This is a genomic window from uncultured Bacteroides sp., assembly GCF_902491285.1.
Lineage (GTDB): Bacteria > Bacteroidota > Bacteroidia > Bacteroidales > Bacteroidaceae > Bacteroides.
In genome coordinates this window covers 48465-67852 of sequence record NZ_CABUHK010000023.1, presented here as the reverse complement: position 1 = coordinate 67852, position 19388 = coordinate 48465, and the positions used below count along the sequence as shown (strand labels likewise).

At 44.4% G+C, this 19388-nt stretch carries 16 protein-coding genes and 1 tRNA gene; 12 read left to right on the top strand and 5 right to left on the bottom strand.

What is annotated here, in order from left to right:
• The 4 genes from RDN93_RS08305 to RDN93_RS08290 all read left to right on the top strand — a co-directional run.
• A partial coding sequence (locus RDN93_RS08305) for an FKBP-type peptidyl-prolyl cis-trans isomerase (RefSeq protein WP_308745070.1) occupies positions 1-773 on the top strand: 773 nt, incomplete at its 5' end.
• Positions 774-933: 160 nt separating this feature from the next.
• Positions 934-1398, top strand: coding sequence for an Lrp/AsnC family transcriptional regulator (locus tag RDN93_RS08300; RefSeq protein WP_004302580.1), 465 nt, complete (start codon positions 934-936; stop codon positions 1396-1398).
• Positions 1399-1404: 6 nt separating this feature from the next.
• Positions 1405-1716 (top strand): DUF4491 family protein, encoded by a 312-nt coding sequence (locus RDN93_RS08295; protein ID WP_049701378.1) that lies wholly within the window; start codon positions 1405-1407, stop codon positions 1714-1716.
• 91 nt (positions 1717-1807) lie between these two features.
• Positions 1808-1881, top strand: a tRNA-Ile gene (locus RDN93_RS08290).
• Positions 1882-1996: 115 nt separating this feature from the next.
• On the opposite strand, the gene RDN93_RS08285 is transcribed toward RDN93_RS08290, so the two are convergent.
• Positions 1997-2500, bottom strand: coding sequence for an RNA polymerase sigma factor (locus RDN93_RS08285; protein WP_308745069.1), 504 nt, complete (start codon positions 2498-2500; stop codon positions 1997-1999).
• 594 nt (positions 2501-3094) lie between these two features.
• On the opposite strand from RDN93_RS08285, the gene RDN93_RS08280 reads away from it, so the two are divergent.
• The 7 genes from RDN93_RS08280 (at position 3095) to RDN93_RS08250 (ending at position 13587) form a co-directional block, all read left to right on the top strand.
• Positions 3095-4450, top strand: a complete 1356-nt coding sequence (locus RDN93_RS08280; RefSeq protein ID WP_308745068.1) for an SWIM zinc finger family protein — start codon at positions 3095-3097, stop codon at positions 4448-4450.
• On the top strand, positions 4438-7377 hold the full coding sequence (locus tag RDN93_RS08275; RefSeq protein WP_308745067.1) for a DUF6493 family protein: 2940 nt from the start codon (positions 4438-4440) through the stop codon (positions 7375-7377). Before RDN93_RS08280 ends, RDN93_RS08275 begins: the two co-directional genes overlap by 13 nt.
• Positions 7378-7391: 14 nt before the next feature.
• Positions 7392-10280 (top strand): DUF6493 family protein, encoded by a 2889-nt coding sequence (locus RDN93_RS08270; protein ID WP_308745066.1) that lies wholly within the window; start codon positions 7392-7394, stop codon positions 10278-10280.
• A 59-nt stretch (positions 10281-10339) separates the two neighbouring features.
• Positions 10340-11113 carry a M15 family metallopeptidase gene (locus tag RDN93_RS08265; protein ID WP_308745065.1) on the top strand — a complete coding sequence of 258 codons (774 nt, stop codon included), beginning with the start codon at positions 10340-10342 and terminating at the stop codon, positions 11111-11113.
• A 76-nt stretch (positions 11114-11189) separates the two neighbouring features.
• Positions 11190-12395 carry an SAM-dependent methyltransferase gene (locus RDN93_RS08260; protein WP_308745064.1) on the top strand — a complete coding sequence of 402 codons (1206 nt, stop codon included), beginning with the start codon at positions 11190-11192 and terminating at the stop codon, positions 12393-12395.
• 47 nt (positions 12396-12442) lie between these two features.
• Positions 12443-13093, top strand: a complete 651-nt coding sequence (locus tag RDN93_RS08255) for a hypothetical protein (protein ID WP_308745063.1) — start codon at positions 12443-12445, stop codon at positions 13091-13093.
• A gap of 17 nt (positions 13094-13110) precedes the next feature.
• A complete protein-coding gene (locus tag RDN93_RS08250) occupies positions 13111-13587 on the top strand; it encodes a hypothetical protein (RefSeq protein WP_308745071.1) in 477 nt (158 codons plus the stop codon).
• A 55-nt stretch (positions 13588-13642) separates the two neighbouring features.
• Here the strand turns inward: RDN93_RS08250 and RDN93_RS08245 are convergent, their stop codons facing one another.
• The 4 genes from RDN93_RS08245 to RDN93_RS08230 all read right to left on the bottom strand — a co-directional run bounded on the left by RDN93_RS08245 (position 13643) and on the right by RDN93_RS08230 (position 18132).
• On the bottom strand, positions 13643-15499 hold the full coding sequence (locus RDN93_RS08245) for a mechanosensitive ion channel family protein (RefSeq protein WP_308745062.1): 1857 nt from the start codon (positions 15497-15499) through the stop codon (positions 13643-13645).
• A 297-nt stretch (positions 15500-15796) separates the two neighbouring features.
• Positions 15797-17269, bottom strand: a complete 1473-nt coding sequence (locus tag RDN93_RS08240) for a DUF4062 domain-containing protein (protein WP_308745061.1) — start codon at positions 17267-17269, stop codon at positions 15797-15799.
• Between the two features lie 11 nt (positions 17270-17280).
• Positions 17281-17919, bottom strand: a complete 639-nt coding sequence (locus RDN93_RS08235) for a hypothetical protein (protein ID WP_308745060.1) — start codon at positions 17917-17919, stop codon at positions 17281-17283.
• Positions 17920-17937: 18 nt separating this feature from the next.
• The gene (locus RDN93_RS08230) at positions 17938-18132 is read right to left on the bottom strand and encodes a transcriptional regulator (protein ID WP_308745059.1); all 195 of its coding nucleotides are present in this window, start codon (positions 18130-18132) and stop codon (positions 17938-17940) included.
• Positions 18133-18391: 259 nt separating this feature from the next.
• On the opposite strand from RDN93_RS08230, the gene RDN93_RS08225 reads away from it, so the two are divergent.
• Entirely contained in the window at positions 18392-19381 is a 990-nt protein-coding gene (locus tag RDN93_RS08225) for a calcium/sodium antiporter (protein ID WP_308745058.1), read from the top strand.
• Positions 19382-19388 lie beyond the last annotated feature (7 nt).

The window sequence follows — 19388 nt, the reverse complement described above, 5'->3', positions numbered from 1 at the left end:
CTTATTCTATCGGTATGGCTCAGACTCAAGGTCTGAAAGGCTATCTGACAGGTCGCCTGGACGTTGATACTGCATATATGGCAGATTTCATCAAGGGTTTGAACGAAGGTGCAACCAAGACTAGCAAGAAAGATATCGCATATATGGCAGGTCTGCAAATCGGCCAGCAAATCAGCAACCAGATGATGAAAGGTATCAACCAGGAATTGTTCGCAGGTGACTCTACCAAGACTATCAGCAAAGACAACTTCATGGCTGGTTTCATCGCAGGTACTTTGGAAAAAGGCGGTATGATGACTATGGAAGAGGCTCAGACTTATACCCGTACAGCTATGGAAACTATCAAAGCAAAAGCTCTGGAAGAAAAATATGCTGACTATAAGGCTGAAAACGAAAAATTCCTTGCTGAAAACAAAACTAAAGAAGGTGTAAAAACAACTCCAAGCGGATTACAGTACAAAGTAATCACCGAAGGTAAAGGTGAAATTCCTGCTGATACTTGCAAAGTGAAAGTAAACTACAAAGGTACTTTGATTGACGGAACTGAGTTTGACAGCTCTTACAAACGTAACGAACCGGCTACTTTCCGTGCTAACCAAGTAATCAAAGGTTGGACAGAAGCCCTGACTATGATGCCTGTAGGTTCTAAATGGGAACTTTACATCCCGCAAGACCTTGCTTATGGTGCAAGAGAATCAGGCAACCAAATCAAACCGTTCTCTACTTTGATTTTCGAGGTTGAATTGGTAAGCATCGAAAAAGATAAAAAATAAGAAAATTTCTGTCTAAATAGAAAAAGGAAAGAGGTGCAAAACGTTTGCACCTCTTTTTTGTGCTTTTTCCTATTTTTTTTCTCGGAAAAGAAGAATAATTAAAATAAATCTCTATATTTGCTTACTATTTGATAACAACTGGAAATTATAATTTATTATTATGGAAAGAATAGACAACCTCGACAGGCAGATCCTAGAGATTATCTCCCAGAATGCCCGCATCCCTTTTAAAGACGTAGCAGCCGAATGTGGAGTATCACGTGCAGCTATTCACCAGCGTGTGCAAAGACTGATTGACCTAGGTGTCATTGTAGGCTCAGGTTACCATGTTAATCCGAAATCTTTGGGCTACAGAACTTGTACATATGTCGGTATCAAACTTGAAAAAGGCTCCATGTACAAATCTGTTGTAGCGGAACTTCAAAAAATTCCGGAAATCGTAGAATGCCATTTCACTACGGGACCGTACACCATGCTGACCAAGCTGTACGCATGTGACAACGAACATCTGATGGATCTGCTGAACAACAAAATGCAAGAGATACCGGGTGTAGTAGCTACCGAGACATTGATTTCTCTGGAACAGAGCATCAAGAAAGAAATTCCCATCCGCGTAGAAAAGTAAAATACGATGGAGTTTCTAAATGAATATCACCTCGCAGGGTTATTCATCGGAATTTGCACCTTTTTGATTATCGGCCTTTTTCACCCTGTCGTGGTAAAGGCCGAATATTACTGGGGCACAAAATGCTGGTGGATATTTCTGATACTTGGCATAGCCGGCGTAATAGCTTCATTAAGCATTGACAATGTAATACTGTCTTCTTTGTTGGGCGTCTTTGCTTTCTCTTCCTTCTGGACGATCAAAGAAGTTTTCGAACAGGAAGAACGGGTACAAAAAGGCTGGTTTCCCAAGAATCCGAAACGGAAATATAAGTTCTAAGAAGAAAGAATAGCAGTTTTTTATCGAAAGGATTTGCATAATTCGACAGAAAACACTACTTTTGTCACCGCATCCAGTAAATGGATACATCGGACTTGTAGCTCAGTTGGTTAGAGCAACAGACTCATAATCTGGAGGTCCCTGGTTCAAGCCCAGGCTGGTCCACAAAAAACTCCTGTAAGTATCAACTCACAGGAGTTTTTCTTTTATACAATCCTATCCAATCCTCTTTTTACCCTAATACCTATTGATTTTGACTGAAAAGCTCTATAGTTAAAGTTTAGCGGAAATCTTTCAACTCTTCCTGCAATTTTTGGCGGGTAAAGAATATACGGCTCTTTACAGTTCCTAATGGAAGATTCAGTTTATCTGCAATCTCACGATATTTGAATCCGGATACGTGCATGGCGAACGGCACTCTGTATTCTTTGGGCAGAGCGTTGACTACGCGGCGCATTTCCTTTAAGTCATAGGCTCTTTCTGTACTTTCATATGCGGAATCCTGTGGAAGATTAATATGATAAAGATTATCTGTCTGATCAACGAATGTCTGGTCGCGTACCACCTTACGATAATTATTAATAAAGATGTTGCGCATTATCGTGTACATCCATCCTTTAAAATTTGTGTCAGGGGTATATTTATCTTCGTTATCCAATGCTTTCAATGACGTTTCCTGTAACAAATCGTTTGCTTCTTCACGATCGGTCGTCAGTTTGTAAGCGAAGCGGAGTAATTCATCCTGTACTCCTACCAGGTCCTTTTTGAAGCTTAAACTTTTCATATACGTTACTTTTAAATTGTGAATACTCGTCGTAATAATTTTGATGCTGCAAGTTTACAGGATTTCAACAGAACTGATAGGTTAAGAACAAACATAGTTTAGGGGAAAATCTATCAGCAGATAGTTTTTAGGTCATTTTAGATAGAATTCGGGTGGTATTTGGCCGGTTGTATAATAAAAAATCCCATTTTGAAATCACACCTGACTCAAAATGGGATAACACAAACAAAACAAACAATATTAGCGATTTTCACAAACAGCTGTTTCTTTTATATTCTTAAAAAATATAAGACTTATTTAGATTATGTCGCTAAAACATTTACAGGGAACAAAAGTATTACTTTATTGCAATATGGTAGATAGTATTTAAGAATAGTTATAAAGAATAGTTATTTCATATATAAAAAATAGTTCCGATTTATAAAGAATTGTATCTACCCCCCTGTAAAAACAGGAGATAAGCCGTTTATTATCCGGACATATTATAGATTTTATCAATAAAAAAAACAGTGCAAATCCCCACAACTTCTTTTCTCACAAAGAATTAATTTCTATATTTGGGCAATATACAATCAAACACTTATTTTTTTATCTATGGCCGATACAATCTCTTACCAATATGCCGCTCCTTCCGCATTACAACGCTCTGCCGAGCAGGACGAACTATTCCTCGCCAAATACAGCGAAATCGAAAAAAAAGACGCACCGTGTTTCTTTTGGGGGAAGTTGACACAACCTTATATGACAGCACGCTGCCTCATTGCTTTATCCAATGTCGTGCAGTCCAGTTTCAACCTGACCCCGGCACAGCTCTCGATGCTGAAAGACCCGATTGTGACGGCGGGCAACAACCGTCTGCGCTTTGAAGGTTTTTCCAACTGTGCAGGCGTATATGCCAGGATCGACGTGCTTCCCGATGGGCACGACGGGGAATTTCTGGAAAACGGAACAACGAATGTAGACTTCAATGCAGGAATGATTTCTGCCTTAGGCAGTATCGGCAGGCAAGAGAAAGTCGTGATGTCGGTAGGCCCGAAAGAAGTGGGACTATATAATAAAGGTGAGAAAGTAATAGAACGCAAAGTCCCTCTCCCCGTGAAATGGATAAAGGGACTGACTACGGTACAAATCTATCAATCCGCAGCCGAACGGCTCTATTCCTTCAATCGTATACAGACCCTGCAACTCTTTCAGACTCTCCCGAAAAGTAGCGTAAAATGCGACTATTATTTAGTGATGCGCGGTCAAAAACCCGCCTTTTCACCGGTGAAAAGTCTGAATTCCGTATGTATCGGCGGACTTCATCGTTTGCGGTTACTCGAGCCTTTACTCCCGTTCGCTGACGAGTTGAGAGTCTTTGTCCACCCCACCATGCAATCGACCACTTGGCAACTCTATTTCGGCCCGGTTCGTTTCAGTCTTTCTCTCTCACGGGAATGCTGGCGCGGTTTCTCAGGAGAGGGGGCAGCATTGGATGCCCTGCTCGAAGATATTCCGGAAAGATGGATAGAAGCTATGGACAAGTACAGCTATGCCAACCAACAGTTCAACCCCACCCTTTTTGCTATCGAAGAACACATTGACCTGGATAAAGTAGATTCCCTCTCAGCACGACTAGCGGCTATGGGACTACTGGGATTCGATTTGGATGAAAACAGCTTCTTTTATCGTCGTCTGCCTTTCAAGACCGAACGGATTATGAGTCTCAATCCTCGAATGGTGGCTGCGGAGAAACTCCTGGAAGAAGAGAAAGTCGAAATTATATCGAATGACGGAAACCGGGTGGAAGCCCGTGTCGCAGGAAGCGGCGGAGTGAGGCACACTGTCATTTTAGACAGGGAGAACGAGAAAGAACGTTGCACCTGCACCTGGTTCAGCAGTAATCAGGGAGAACGGGGAGCTTGCAAACACATTTTAGCAGTAAAGAAATTAATACAATGGAAGAATTAAAACACGAATTGGAGAAGCTGTCCAAGGCTTACAAAGACACTCCGGAGAAAGAAGAAAAGGTATTGATTCCTTTTATCAAGAAATTATTGGAACTCCCGATGAAGGAGCGGCGCAAGTTACTACCCGTCATACGGGACTTGCAATGGATAAAAGGCAAGTTCTCAGGCTTTAGCAGTCAAACGTTTTGCAGCCGTGACAGGGCACGTTTCCTGGCGGTCGTGCAATTCGTATGTGCCAACAAGAAAGAAATGGATATGGCGTACAATATAAACTTCGACCTGATATGCAAACTGCTCCCGCTCTATTGTCCCACCTGGCTCACAGACTTTATCAATGATGATAAAAGTTGGAACAACTTCAATCTCAGCTACGAAGAACTCATGTCACTCATGGATATGGGGTACCTCAAGGAACTTGCTCCAAGCCGCATTGCACACCTACTCCCCGGATGTATCCGTATAGCAACCAGCGACCCGAAAAAGAAAGATTCTTTCAACAGCAACTTATTGCTCAAACGGGACATCATGCTGAAAGAGCATATATGGACTATTTTTGAATACGACTCATCTGTCAGTTATCAAGATGAGAGTGCCAAAAGTGCCTACAAAGAGGGAATCACAGCACAAGACGAAAGTATCAGCGCTGCCCTCTACCGCTTTTCCCTCGACGGACATATAGACAGAAACCGGCTACTGAAAGCCACGCTCGCCACATTCCACCGAGGTTTCAAGAAAGACATGGCAGGATGGTTTGCCGGATTCTTCGAGACATTGCAGCCTACTACCGAAGAACTACTGTCTCTACAAGAAGAAATGATGCAAGTATTCACTTCTTCCTACACGAAACCCATAAATATAATGCTGCAACAATTCAAGAAGATTGCAGCTGAAGACGGATTCTGTTATCAGGAATTCGTAGAACGTGTAACCACTCTTTTCTTTTCGAGTCCCAAAAACTCGTTGCTCACTATCCATGCCATCTTCGAAAAAATAGCCGCGCAGCATCCTGAAATGGGAGAAACATGCTGCATCACCCTCTGCCAGTTATTCCTGAAGAAAGACGAAAGCTTGCAAAAGAAAGCCGCCGGATTTATCGCAAAATATGGTGACGCTTCCTCATCTCTCCTTCAAGAAACGCTGCAAGCTTATCAACCGGAAATGTTTCAAAGTGCGCAAACAACTATCGCCACTTTCAATGCACAATCCACAGAAAACGCACAATCCATAAACAAAACAAACAACACAGAAACAGCCTACATAGAAGCTGTAAATACAGAAACAACCACAACAGCCGCAGATTTCCTTTCCGAGGAACCATCTACGGAAACCATCCGTATTTGCCGGGAAGACAACCGCATCCCGTATCCTGCCAACAAAGAAGATTTCCTGTTCCAGCTCAGCCGCTTGTTCGACATGGAAGAGAGCTGGGAGACAGACACCACGATTGCGGCCATCATCGCTTTCCATCCCCAACTGGACGAAGAAGATTTCAGCCGGATGGAGCCCATATTCCAACGGGCAGCGAACATCGTAGCCAGCAGTTGGATGCCCTACGAAGACCTTCTTGCTACTTTCCTACTGGAATACCAACGTTTATGGGCACAGGCAGACACTACTCCCCAGGGATTCCTGCGCAATATGTTCACCCGCCTGGAAGAAAAGCTGAAAGGAATAGATTCAAACAGGGGCGCTTATGACGAACGCGCCTTCAAACGGCTTGCCGACTGGAAACCGGGTTACAGTAACGCAACCTGCTTTATCCCTTTCAAAAAGCTATGGATAGACGTTATCTGCCGAATCAAAGGCGGCAATACGCTTCCCCTGCTTTCTGCTCCGACCCACACTCCGGCATACATACAGTCCACAGAACTTATACAGCGGCTTGCCGCCTATCAGAAAGCAGGCACAAAGCCCAATGCATGGGATTTCCAACTGGCTATCGCCCGCTGTGCCATGGAAGACAAGGAAGAAGCCATCGCCACTGCCCGGCAATTATTGAAAGACGAGTACCTGCATCTTTTCCTCTTCCTGCTGGATGAAGACACTCAACCTGAGCCGCCCTACAACCACCAACCTGCTTGGATAACGGCCGGACTGGTAAAAAAACCGGAAACAGAATTCAAAGCATTCAAATCCTTCTCCTGTAACACATTGTCCCACAACTCTCTGTCAGGGGATTACGGATGGAAAGAACTGAAACCGAAAGAAAATTCATACGAGATAGACAAACGCTTGCAACTGGAGTTCTACAAATGGCACGAATATGCCGAGCGAAACAGCCATCAATTATGGCAGGAACATCTGATTATCAACAGTAAATACAACATGGATGATTCCCGCTACATGGAACCGCTGCTATGCTGTTTCCCCAACCGCCCGGAGCCGTTAATCGCACAAATCATCACCTGCTATATGTCTTTCGGCACTCCACAGGAAGACAGCAAACGCAGCATTGCCCACGCTCTGCGCATGCTTCTCTCCTTCCATTGCCCGCTCAGAGAAATGAGTTTGCTGTTACTAGGCGGCTCACTGCTCTTTGCCGACAAAACAGTCCGTTCCTATGCAGCAGAATTATGGGTGGAAGGGCTCACTGCCGGAAGAATAAACAACCGCCGTGTAGGAGAAATCCTCGCCTGTCTTGTCTGCATGGAACTTGCACCGCTGAAACGCTTCACCACACAAGTGTACGAAAGCATGTACAAGCGAAGCAACTTCCATAACCGCCAACTGGAAGAACTGCTCACCGTATTTATCTGTGGATTGCCCGACAAACCCGTCACCGGACTCAAACAGCTACTCGAACTTCACCTCGAACTGCTATCCAACAACCATAGCAGGATTACGGACGAACAACTCCGCCAACGCCTGCAGGAATGGACTACAAGCAGCAACCTAAAGAAAGTAATCACTTCACTGAACAACCTCTAAACATCCCTACAATTATGACCATAGAAGAACGTTTCAACGAAATAGTAGAAAAACAACAAGGTGATGCCATCATCCCCTTTCTACAAGGACTGACTCTGGAAGAACGTAAAAGCCTCGTCCCCTGCCTCAACAAACAGGAAGAACATTATAATAAGATCGTCCAGCTAGAGCCAAACATATACGGTACACGCGCCACTCCCGAACAACAGCGTATCCTCAACCTCACCGCCCTCGTCATCTACCCTCAGAAAGAATATAGTAAATACTATTGGAGTATACATGTCGAACGACTGAAAGAATTGATTTCGTGGCACATCCCCACCTGGCTGAATAGCTTTTTCAAAGAAAGTGAAGGAAAAGATTCCCGCGGCATCTATAATATGGATTATGAGATACTAATGGACTGGCTGGAACAGGGAATTCTCACTGTCACCCCAACACCACAAACCATAGCAGGCTATCTGGTGAACTATATCAACAACACCAGCATATTGCAAAAACGGGAAATTACACTGAAAGAGCACATTTGGTACCTCTTTGAATACGACTGCGGACAAAACTGGATGGACAGCCGAAATGGCGGTTCCCCTTACTACCCCTACAGATACCTCATCGAAAATGGACTGCAGGACCGTATGCGCGTACTGAAAGAATCCCTGCTTGCCGTCAACCGGAACATGAATAAAAACCTGTGCAGTTGGTTTGCCGGCATGTTCGAAGCACTCGCCCCCAGCGTAGAGGAACAATTGGAGTTACAACCGGAACTATTTGCCGTCCTTTCGTGCCCCCACAGCCGTCCGACAAATATCATACTCAAATTGCTGAAGAACCTGTGCAGTCACCCCCAATTCCCGACAGAAGAATTTCTGAACCAGACTTCCATCCTGTTTGCTTCGGACGTAAAGGCAGTCCATCAAAATACGCTGGCCATCCTCAACAAGCTGGCGAAAGAAAGAAAAGAATACCGCGGCGCCATCTGCAGTGCCGCCGCACAAGGGCTAATGAGCCGTGAAGAATCTATCCAAAGTAAAATAGTAAAACTGATTCAGACCTACGGAGACACAGAATCGGCAACATTGAAAGAAGCCCTTTCCGTTTATGCAGATACCATGTTGACCGGCATCAAACAAGAATTGAAACCTTATTTAGAAGGCAGCTACTCTGACATCCCCCCGGCAAACCCGACAACCAACAACGCTTCCTTTATCAGTGAATCCTATGAGCCTATCCCGCCCATCATCAGCGAAGAAAACCGGATACCGGAAATCACCTCTACCGAAGACCTGATATTTTTAGCCAGCCAAGTGTTGGAAGTAAACGAAGTGTATCACTTCGAACAATTTATCAGTTCGCTGATACAATGGGACGCCCAACTGGAAGCCGGGCAAATCCCCCAATGGACGCCCATTCTTCAACGTGCCTATAAACTAATTCTAAGCGGTGGAAATTCCCGCACCGGCGTATTGGACAATATGATGGCAACCTTCCTCGTCGATTATTCAAAGCTACTAATCAGACGTTTCCCCGAAGAAGGAAAAGAACTGAACGCCCTGCACGAGAAAATGGTGCAGAAAGATGAAGTACAACGAGGACAGTGGGGATTCTGTGATTTAGAATCGCTTACCATCCGCAAAAAAAGAAATAAACAAATAGAGCACCGCGTGCACAGGCAATTACTATGTCATACCTTAGATATGCTTGAAAGCAACAAACCCCGCCTGCCGTTGCTTTCCACGCCTACGCATATACCCATGTTTATCGACCCGGCAATCCTCATACAAAGATTGAAGCAATATCAACAGGCAGATGTTGAGCCTAATAGTCAGGATATGCAAATAGCACTGTCGCGTACGGTATTGGATGAAACCACCGCTCAACTACTCTCCACCATCACTCAGGAACTGGAAGGAGAATACCGGAATCTGCTTCTCTTCCTGTTCGGAGAGAAAGAGTCTACGCCCCAATCCCCCTTCACGCATCCGGCATGGTGGATGACAGCAGGACTTATCAAATCACCGGAAACGGTCTATCCCGAATTTAAGGACTTCCCCTACAACGAAAGTCCGCGTGAATTTCTGACCGGAAACTTCGCATGGAAAACGTATCTGGAATCTCATTCATATATAGATTACACTAAGAAAGTGGTAGAATGGACTTCCTCTACAATCAGCATTCATCTTCCGGAAGGGCAGAACGTCCGAATCATCAATAAAGGGAAATATAACGAGAGAGCAGAGTATCACCCGCGCACTCCACATCCGCTGCTGGTAGAAATATATTATCCTCAAGGAGAATATTTCGACGAAATATCAAAAGATTTGCCGCGTCTGTTATGGCTGGCACCCAATACGCCGGAACCATTATTGGCATGGTGCATCTGCCAAGCGATATACGACCCGATGTTAAATGAAGTAAGGGAGGTCAACGTGACCCGAACTACGATAGAAACATTCCATCAGTTCAGACACACATGGCATGAGATTTCTTATCTTCTGGAAGCCAGTTGCATGTTAGTGGCCGACAAGACCAGCCGTGCCTACGCTGCCGAAATATGGATAGAACGTATAAACAAAGGATGCATAGACAGTTCACGCATAGGCAGGATTCTAGGCTCGCACCAAGACACAGGATGGGGACCTCTGAAAAGACTGACCGACCTGATACAGCAACAGATGATGAACGTCAGTCCGCTGCACAACCGGGAACTGGAAAAACTACTGACCGCAATGCTCGCCGAACTTCCCGAAAAACCAATTAAGGACTTAAAGAAGCTATTGGAAATCTATGCGGAACTGCTATCAGCCAATAATAGCAAAGCGGAAGATGCGCGTGTCCTGCACCTGTTGGATGTATGGAAAGGAGTAGCCAATCTGAAGAAAGCAGTAGCCAATATCCAGAGATAAGAAGATTGGAGTTAAAGCCAAAAAGAAGTATCTTTGGCGCACTAAATACAAAAGTCCGAATGAGATTTCTAAAATATAGTTTGCCTATCCTCTGCCTGCTGCTGGCAGAATGTACTTCCGTTTCCGGTCACAAGGAAAAGGGAAACTCCGCCATAGCGGAATACGAGCATCCATCGGATGATATACAACTCCGGAAAGAATGTCCCCCCACTCCGCAACCGATGAAAAGCGCAATGGCTCTCTATATGGACTCTTTGGGTTTGGTGAACGTTGCCGAACTGGACAGTAGCCTGGTAGTGAAACTGATGTACACACAAGCTGATAATTTCACCGGAGAGGTGCTTTATGACAATTTGTCGGAAGCCTATCTACATCCGGACGCTGCATATGCCCTTGTGAAAGCACAAAGAGCATTGAAAGAACTGCACCCGTCTTACAGTCTCCTCATTTATGACGCCGCCCGTCCGATGTCCGTACAAAAAAAGATGTGGAATATAGTGAAAGGAACATCTAAATATAAATACGTCTCCAACCCGAACCGTGGCGGCGGACTCCACAATTACGGACTGGCAGTAGACATCAGCATCCAGGATTCTTTGGGACAACCATTACCAATGGGAACAAAAGTCGACCATTTAGGTATAGAAGCACATATCACCCACGAAAGCGAACTGGTACGTAACGGAAAAATGAGCGAGGCAGAACGGCAAAACCGGATACTGTTACGAAAAGTAATGAAAGAAGCCGGATTCCGCGCATTGCCCAGTGAGTGGTGGCACTTCAACTTTTGCAGCCGCGACGTAGCCAGGCTGAAATACAAGGTAATACCATAACCCGGCATCCAACAATTAACCGTACTATCACTATCATACGACATAATAATCCCCTATATAACGCAACAATACCCATATGCAAATCTTCCCCGAAACCCAACAATTCATCCGTGAACACTCGTCAGACGATATACGTGCCTTAGCCCTACAAGCTAAAAAGTATCCGAATGTAGACATGCCGACTGCCATCACCCAGATAGCCGGACGGCAGGTTGCCGCTGAAAAAATCCCATCGTGGAAGGAGATAGAAGATATATGGTATCCGAAACACTTGTCACTGGAACAATGCTCTTCGGAAATCACCGCCCGCTACAAGGCAAGTCTCCTGCAAGGTGAATCATTGACCGACCTTACCGCAGGCTTCGGGATAGACTGCTCTTTCCTTGCTGCCAAATTCAAATCAGCCACCTACGTAGAACGGCAGGAAGAACTTTGCGAAATAGCGGCACACAACTTTCCCATACTCAACCTGAACCACATTACCGTCAAGAATGAAGATGGCGTAGCCTACCTGAAAGCAATGTCTCCCGTAGACTGCATCTTTCTCGACCCTGCCCGCCGCAACGAGCACGGCGGCAAAACCGTAGCCATCTCCGACTGCGAACCGGACGTAGCCGAACTGGAGGAACTTTTACTAAGCAAAGCCAACCGGGTAATGGTCAAACTCTCCCCCATGCTCGACCTTTCATTAGCATTGAAAGAGTTGCGGCATACACAAGAAGTCCATATCCTGTCCGTCAATAACGAATGCAAAGAACTGCTGTTACTACTCGGACAAGAACCGCCAGCAGGACAAACCTCACCGGAAGAAGTCCCTATTCATTGTATAAACCTCTCCACAAAAGGAACACACGAAGAGCAACGCTTCGTTTTCACCCGCGAACAGGAACAACGCAACGAATGTATGTATACCGACACATTGGGAAGTTACCTGTATGAACCGAACACATCCCTCCTGAAAGCCGGCGCTTTCCGCAGTATTGCCGCAGCCTATCCTGTAAAGAAGCTGCACCCCAACAGTCATCTTTACACTTCCGATGCCTTGATTACAGATTTTCCCGGAAGAGCGTTCCGTATCATCAGCCAGTGCAGTTTCAACAAGAAAGAAATAAAGGAAAACCTGGCCGACCTTAAAAAAGCCAATATCACTGTACGCAACTTTCCTGCCACAGTAGCTGAACTTCGTAAACGAATCAGCCTGACAGAAGGAGGAAATACCTACCTATTTGCCAGCACATTAAATAATGGACAAAAAATTCTGATCCGTTGTGAGAAAACTTGAGATATTTACTACTTTTGTAATAAACTAACTATCTAAACTAATTTCACATGAATCAAGCACAACTAAAAACGGTTTTAATAATAATCGTACTAGTCGCCTGCCATGGTACACTTTTCTCGCAGAAGGACTTCGAAAGACATGATTTTTCCTTCCATGCCGGCTACGGTAATATGCTCAAGGGAACTCCCACGCTTACCATCGACACCCACAGCTATCAGCGCGAACTTGCGCAGGGGGTAAGTTGGGACGGGCAATATCACTTCCGCCCTATCAAACGTTTCATCTTCGGAGCAATCTACACCGGATTCTCTTCCAAAGGCAGCCATCCCGAAGGGAAAGACCACTTATTGATTCACTTCTTCAGCCCCCAAATCGGAATGTGCAATGCCCATACCAAGCATTGGCAGATTCGTGGAGGAGTAGGGCCCGGCGTACTCTTTTTACGCAACAACAGCGAGGTATTCGGCAAGAAGCGGAAAGTGAAAGCCAGCAGTATAGGTTTTCTTATCAACAGCAACGCTACCTACAAACTGACTTCCAGCCTGGGACTCGGGATAGGTGTACAATACCTGTTCAGCGGACTTGTCAGAATGAAAACCCACTATCATGGAGAAACGACCATCGTCAGATTCGATGAGAACCATGACGCTAATCTTTCCCGTCTGAATCTCACTACGGGATTATCTTATTATTTTTAACCTTAGCTTCGATGAAGATGAAAAAATACATACTCATCCTTTTCTCTATTCTCAGCCTTTGTAGCTGTACGGAAGATAACACAGTGGATATCACAGTAATGCCGCCCGCCACAACCACAGGTGCCGATACATTCGGATGCCTTGTAGACGGCTGGATTTATGTAGGCGGACGATATTGGGGCTGGCACCCTTCACCGTTATGGACACACGATTCATTCTTCTACTACAAAAACGAAGAAGAGGATAAACTATCCGTTTCAGTCAGAACAAAAGAAACCGGCTTCTATATAGAATTCACTCTCTTGGCTCCCAAAGAAGGAGAAGAGTCCGTCATCACCAATGTAAAAGCCGATGGAGAAGAACTGGAAGCCGGGACAGCCTTTGTAAGCCGCTTTGACACAAACGCGAAAATAATCAGCGCGACATTCGGCAACGGCAACCGTCTGACTAACGGACGTTTTGATATTCATTACGCCATGTCCGGCAATAATTAACTTCAGTGAAAAACAGACAACAGCTAGTGTCTCTCTCGTAATGAAAGGGACACTTTTATGACTTCCCAGTAGTCTCGCCCTGTGCCGCTTTATCCACAGGATTGCCATTCCTCCAATCATCCTTAGGCATTGTCGTCGCATTTCCGTCCCGGACAGCCATATAATGCGGAGACATGATTTCAATTCCTGCTTCATTGAATTTATCCTGAATATTCTGGTGCAGGTCAGAATAAATCTGTGCCATCTTATCCGCTTCTTTGATATAAGCATTAATCTGATAGACCGGATACCAGTCGCTCAAAGACGTTTCCAATACGAACGGACGCGGGTCATCCACTACTCCGGGAGTGTTCAACGCAGCATCAATCAATATCTGATTGACTTGTCGCCAGGGAACATCATACCCGATAGATACTTCCGAATGGATAATCAGCCCATACTCGCGCGCCGAGGTACTGTAATTCACGGTATGCGAAGACATGATAAACGAGTTGGGGACAGTGACCACCTCATTTTTCGGTGTACGGATACGGGTGACAAGCGGCGTTTTCTCTATAATATCCCCGGTAGTATCGTTCAGTTTAATCCGGTCGCCCATCTTGAAGGGACGCATATACGTAATCACCAGTCCGGCAATGATATTACCGATTACCGTACTCGACCCCAGCGAAACAATCAATCCGACAAATACCGAAATCCCTTGAAATACTCCCGAATCGGAACCCGGCAGATAAGGGTAAATCATCGCAATCATAAATGCGTAGAGCAGGAAGCGGACGATATGGAAAGTCGGCATTGCCCAATCCGGATAGAAACCGTTGAATTTCAAGCGTCCCGCCTCTATCTCACGTGCCAGATAATGCACCAGACGCACCAAGTACCGCACTGCATACCAAATGACAATGATTGTGAACAGTTTGGGAATATAGTCGATGATACCCACAAAAATACCGCGGATAGGATTCCAGATATAACCTAATATACGATAAGCCAATCCTTCCGTCTGCGGGAAAATGATAAAAATCAGCGGGATAGTAATCAATAGCTGCAAACCCATAAGGATATACCGCCCTATACCCGCAAGGAAGACTAACAAGTTAGCCTGTTTCTGCGCATCCAGCAGTTCATATCCCTGAATGGACACAGGCCTTATCTTCGTATCTTTCAGACGCAGGATACGTGTTTTCAGCTTACGGAACAACCAGTTGGTCAGACGGAACAGGAAATATTGGCCGACAATCACCAGGATAAAATAAAGCACACGCTTCACCATTCGCCAAAGTCCGTGCTCCGCTTTCATCTCGTGTAACTTGGTTACAACATTCTGCTGCCTTTCCTTAGCGAGAGAGTCACGGGAAATGCCTTCCCACAAAGCGTCCTGATCCGTGAGAGAGAGCAGTACCTTATTGCCGTACATCAAATCGGAAACAATATCCGAATGGTCGATTGACACGGAGTCGGGACGGAGATTGAAGCGTCTTCCCAGTTCTTCAATCGCAGCACCGGTCATCTGCGCACGTTGCTGAGGAGTGTATCCGCCACGTTTGGTGAAAAGATAGAATAAAGTATCATCGTCCGCCACTACGGGTATTCCTTTGGTGAACTGGCGCAGAGAGTCGATACGTTGGCGTTGTTGAGCATATTTCACTGAATCGGCGGCAGCCATCTGAAGCTTCATCTGCTCCATCTCCATACGCATATTCGCTTCATTGAGCCGGGCTTCTTCCAATGTCTTTTGCAGGTTTGCCACATAGGCCGAATCCGAGTCCCGCTTCAAAGCGGTATGTTTACTGGCTATGGTATCTCCGGCAAATATCTTCTTGACAGCCTGTTCCAACTGCGCCTGTGCACCCATTGCCCCAAAAGACATCAGCAACACCAGCATTATTCTTTTCATCCTATTTATTTCCATATCCTATTGTTCGCAGATATTAAATGAATGTTAATCACCTTTTTAATTAAAACAGAGCAAACATACGGATTGTTTTTGACATATCAACTTCCAAAATGATTATCTTTGTTTCGGATAAGAACTTTTTTTATATCTGTCTGGATAACAACATTGAGCAGAGAAGCAGATAGTTGTCAGTAACGATTCGGCGACATTATAGTTACACCAATCTGCTGCGCTTCGCATCTCATCAAAACAACTCTAGTACAACAACAGCCAAACCCTTTGCTTAATCAAGGAATTTAGCTACTGTTCTTACTATTCTCCAGTAATAATCCATTTTCCAATCTTACCACCTTCTCGTTTTAACTTACCAGCATTCCGTAACTGGTCAATTATTTTTCTTATTTGCCGTTCACTTAACTCAAGTCGCTTGGCAAGTTCTGCCCTTGACACTGAGGGATTCTCCGTTATCATCTCCAAGAGTCTAGTTTCATTGTCTGGAACGCTTTGGATCGCCTTTGGATCGTTATTTGGAACGCTTTGGATCACCTTTGGAACGTCTTGTCCTTCGATTACTCTCCAGATGACTACTCTAAAATCTTCTTCTTGATAAAATTCAGGAGACTTTAAACCATATTCCCGACACTTATTGATAATGTCCTCTGTACCTGTTCCCACTTTCTCGATATATCCATTCCAATACATTGGGTCAGCAAGCAACGGATTTGCAGGTAACGATTTATGCGGTCCATGAAGTTTATGAACGGTAAGACCATATGGTAATGTTCCCGGATTCCAGACTTCCAGTCTGTTGCGAAATAACATTATCTGCACACTCGCATTACTTGTGTAGTCTCTATGACACACAGCATTTACAATGGCTTCCTTTACGGCATCAATAGGCAATTCAGGACGTGTTGGAATATCAGCTTTTTCTCCCTCTGCCCTTGTTCCTACCCAATTATCAATACGGCTCATGACAAAACTTGTAGCTTGATCTACCAATTCAAAAACATCGCCTCTGTATATCTGATATGCCGGCATTGGTTTCTCTACTACATCTCCATAAAATTGCACGCACTTTACCTCTGAAGTAATGAAATACTTCTGAGGTTTCTTCCCGAACAATAATATGGCCGCATTAGCCAAACGCCCATTTTCATCAATTAAATCTAAATGAGTAAGCAAAACCTCAGGAGAAGTTTCCACCGACAGCGGGAAGTTACGTTTTGAACGAGCCATGTGTATAAAATTCCTCATTTTGTCCTCATCCAAATCCTTCAATGTTGCTCCATTATCGCAGGAAGCATCAAACGGTCGCCACCGGATATATTCCTTTTCTTCCAAATATCTGATTAAAGAAGCATATACCGAAGTTCGTAATCCGTCAATATCTACAAAAGTCTTACGTACTATATCTTGCTCTACTTTTCTTATCAATGCTTTTTCTTTGGGATGTCTTTTTTCCTCACCAATGCTTTTTATATAGATAAGCCGACTTTTATGCAGTGATGCCGCCAAATCATACTCTCGCTCTGTTGGAGAAATACCTTCCCCATCCTCGTATCCATACAGATTACCATACAGCCCCAAGTATATGTCGCATAACTCAACTTCTTTCAGATAAACATGATTTGCAGAATACTCATTAGCCGGTACTTCCTCAAAAATAAACGGCTCAAAGAATTTTCCCAACAGCACGTCTGTTCGGATATAATGACAAAGCATTGCACGTTCTTCGGCAAACTCACTCTGTACGCTGCTTATGAATATTCTTATTCGTCTCATGATTGAAAGAATTACACTATTTCAACTTTAATCTTTATATCAAACGCATTGGCTATACGTTCTATATCCCGTTTCTTAGTAAGCGTACTACTACATGTCATCAGATACCAACCATTACCAACAGGCTTTTGTGAACTTCTATATTTCTTGTCAAGCGTATTGGAAATCAGAGGTACTTTATTTTGCTTCATTCCTAAAGAACGTACGCGGTCGGCACCTACTTCCATTACAAACTTACGGAAAGTCTCAGCAGCTTGTGGCTCTTGAATCACTCGGTCATCAGCAAATGTAATCCTCAATCGGGTAGCTGGCGCAATTTCGCCTTTCGGTCCAGTCTTTCCTATTTCTTTATGCTCTACCTGTGGGTCAGGAAGAATCTCTTTGGCATCTGCTATATCTGCTGTAAAATTTCGTTTACGAGACAAGTGTACACTAATAGGCGAGCCTGGTACATAATCCACGACAAGCACTAATTCGCGCTGCACTTGCTTTAAAGCCGGTGCAATCGTCTCGGTTACAATCGGAAGAATTTCTTTTTTGATGATGTTCTCTTCCAAATCACTCACTTGTTTTTCAAGGTCTTCATTCAAAGAAAGACCTTCTTTGCGCAATGTTTCCATTGCTTTATATAGATCACTTAGTCGGGACATAAAACTTTTATTGTGTAATTAATTCAATAAATTCTTCTTTTGCCTCATTAACACCTCTAACGACAGTTGCATACTATTATTTGAACGCCATTTAGAAACGGTCGAAATATCTTTCCCAAATTGTTCAGCCAACCATTTTCCTGTTTTCTTTTGCTCGGCCAAGACTACTATCAATTTAGTTAAATCTTTCACTATCTCCCCTTTCATCGGCATATAATGCAAATTTATTGTTTTATTTGAACTAATCAAAGAATAAATACCCCAAATGATAGAATAGTAAAACTTTTATCATGTAGTTGCATGAAAAGCCCATAGCTATTTGTCCTCTGATAATAACGTCCGGTTTCAACCGACTTTTAGCGGTCATACCTTTTTCAACATATTACCTAAATCATCCTCCTACAACCTTCTTTCTGAGTTTTGTCATTAATTTCATTTAGATTTTTTATCTTTGCTGCCAAACTGAAAAATTATGAATATATTGTTTCTTATAGGGGGATTAATCCTCATTCTTTTAGGAGCCAACGGACTGACGGACGGTTCGGCTTCAGTAGCCAAACGTTTCCGTATCCCGCCTATCGTCATCGGACTTACCATTGTCGCATTCGGTACTTCCGCCCCGGAACTGACAGTCAGTGTGTCTTCCGCCCTCAAAGGCAGCGCGGATATTGCCATCGGCAATGTGGTGGGAAGCAATATCTTCAATACATTGATGATTGTAGGCTGCACTGCCCTGTTCGCCCCTATTGTCATCACCCGGAACACACTCAGAAAGGAGATACCGCTCTGCATACTTTCTTCTGTCGTCCTGCTGGTCTGTGCTAATGATGTATTTCTGGATAAGGCATCAGAAAACATCCTGAACAGAATAGACGGCTTATTATTACTCTGTTTCTTCGCCATCTTCATGGGGTATACCTTTGCGATTGCCCGTACTCCGTCCACGACTGCGACGAGTGACGCCCACCAACCCGCACACCCTGCCGAAGAAGACGAAATCAAATTGCTTCCCTGGTGGAAATCCACATTTTATATTCTTGGCGGGCTGGGCGCACTTATTTATGGCGGACAATTATTCGTTAATGGAGCTACGGGTATTGCCCGCAACCTGGGTGTAAGCGAATCCATTATCGGCCTGACACTGGTAGCTGCAGGAACGTCCCTGCCGGAGCTTGCCACTTCCATCGTAGCCGCACTCAAGAAGAATCCCGAAATTGCCATCGGAAATGTAATCGGCAGCAATCTTTTCAATATCTTCTTTGTACTGGGATGCAGTGCCAGCATTACTCCGCTCCGCCTCAACGGAATCACCAACTTTGATTTATTCACGCTGGCAGGTTCGTGTATCCTGCTCTGGTTCTTCGGACTGTTCTTCGCCAAACGGACGATTACTCGAATAGAAGGAAGCATTATGGTACTTTGCTATGTGGCGTACACGGTGGTGCTGATTTATAACACATAAACCAACA

Bases quoted from the DNA above. Each gene is read 5' to 3' on its own strand.
- RDN93_RS08300 (WP_004302580.1), top strand. From the start codon at position 934: ATGGAAAGAATAGACAACCTCGACAGGCAGATCCTAGAGATTATCTCC.
- RDN93_RS08295 (WP_049701378.1), top strand. From the start codon at position 1,405: ATGGAGTTTCTAAATGAATATCACCTCGCAGGGTTATTCATCGGAATT.
- RDN93_RS08285 (WP_308745069.1), bottom strand. From the start codon at position 2,500: ATGAAAAGTTTAAGCTTCAAAAAGGACCTGGTAGGAGTACAGGATGAA.
- RDN93_RS08280 (WP_308745068.1), top strand. From the start codon at position 3,095: ATGGCCGATACAATCTCTTACCAATATGCCGCTCCTTCCGCATTACAA.
- RDN93_RS08275 (WP_308745067.1), top strand. From the start codon at position 4,438: ATGGAAGAATTAAAACACGAATTGGAGAAGCTGTCCAAGGCTTACAAA.
- RDN93_RS08270 (WP_308745066.1), top strand. From the start codon at position 7,392: ATGACCATAGAAGAACGTTTCAACGAAATAGTAGAAAAACAACAAGGT.
- RDN93_RS08265 (WP_308745065.1), top strand. From the start codon at position 10,340: ATGAGATTTCTAAAATATAGTTTGCCTATCCTCTGCCTGCTGCTGGCA.
- RDN93_RS08260 (WP_308745064.1), top strand. From the start codon at position 11,190: ATGCAAATCTTCCCCGAAACCCAACAATTCATCCGTGAACACTCGTCA.
- RDN93_RS08255 (WP_308745063.1), top strand. From the start codon at position 12,443: ATGAATCAAGCACAACTAAAAACGGTTTTAATAATAATCGTACTAGTC.
- RDN93_RS08250 (WP_308745071.1), top strand. From the start codon at position 13,111: ATGAAAAAATACATACTCATCCTTTTCTCTATTCTCAGCCTTTGTAGC.
- RDN93_RS08245 (WP_308745062.1), bottom strand. From the start codon at position 15,499: ATGGAAATAAATAGGATGAAAAGAATAATGCTGGTGTTGCTGATGTCT.
- RDN93_RS08240 (WP_308745061.1), bottom strand. From the start codon at position 17,269: ATGAGACGAATAAGAATATTCATAAGCAGCGTACAGAGTGAGTTTGCC.
- RDN93_RS08235 (WP_308745060.1), bottom strand. From the start codon at position 17,919: ATGTCCCGACTAAGTGATCTATATAAAGCAATGGAAACATTGCGCAAA.
- RDN93_RS08230 (WP_308745059.1), bottom strand. From the start codon at position 18,132: ATGCCGATGAAAGGGGAGATAGTGAAAGATTTAACTAAATTGATAGTA.
- RDN93_RS08225 (WP_308745058.1), top strand. From the start codon at position 18,392: ATGAATATATTGTTTCTTATAGGGGGATTAATCCTCATTCTTTTAGGA.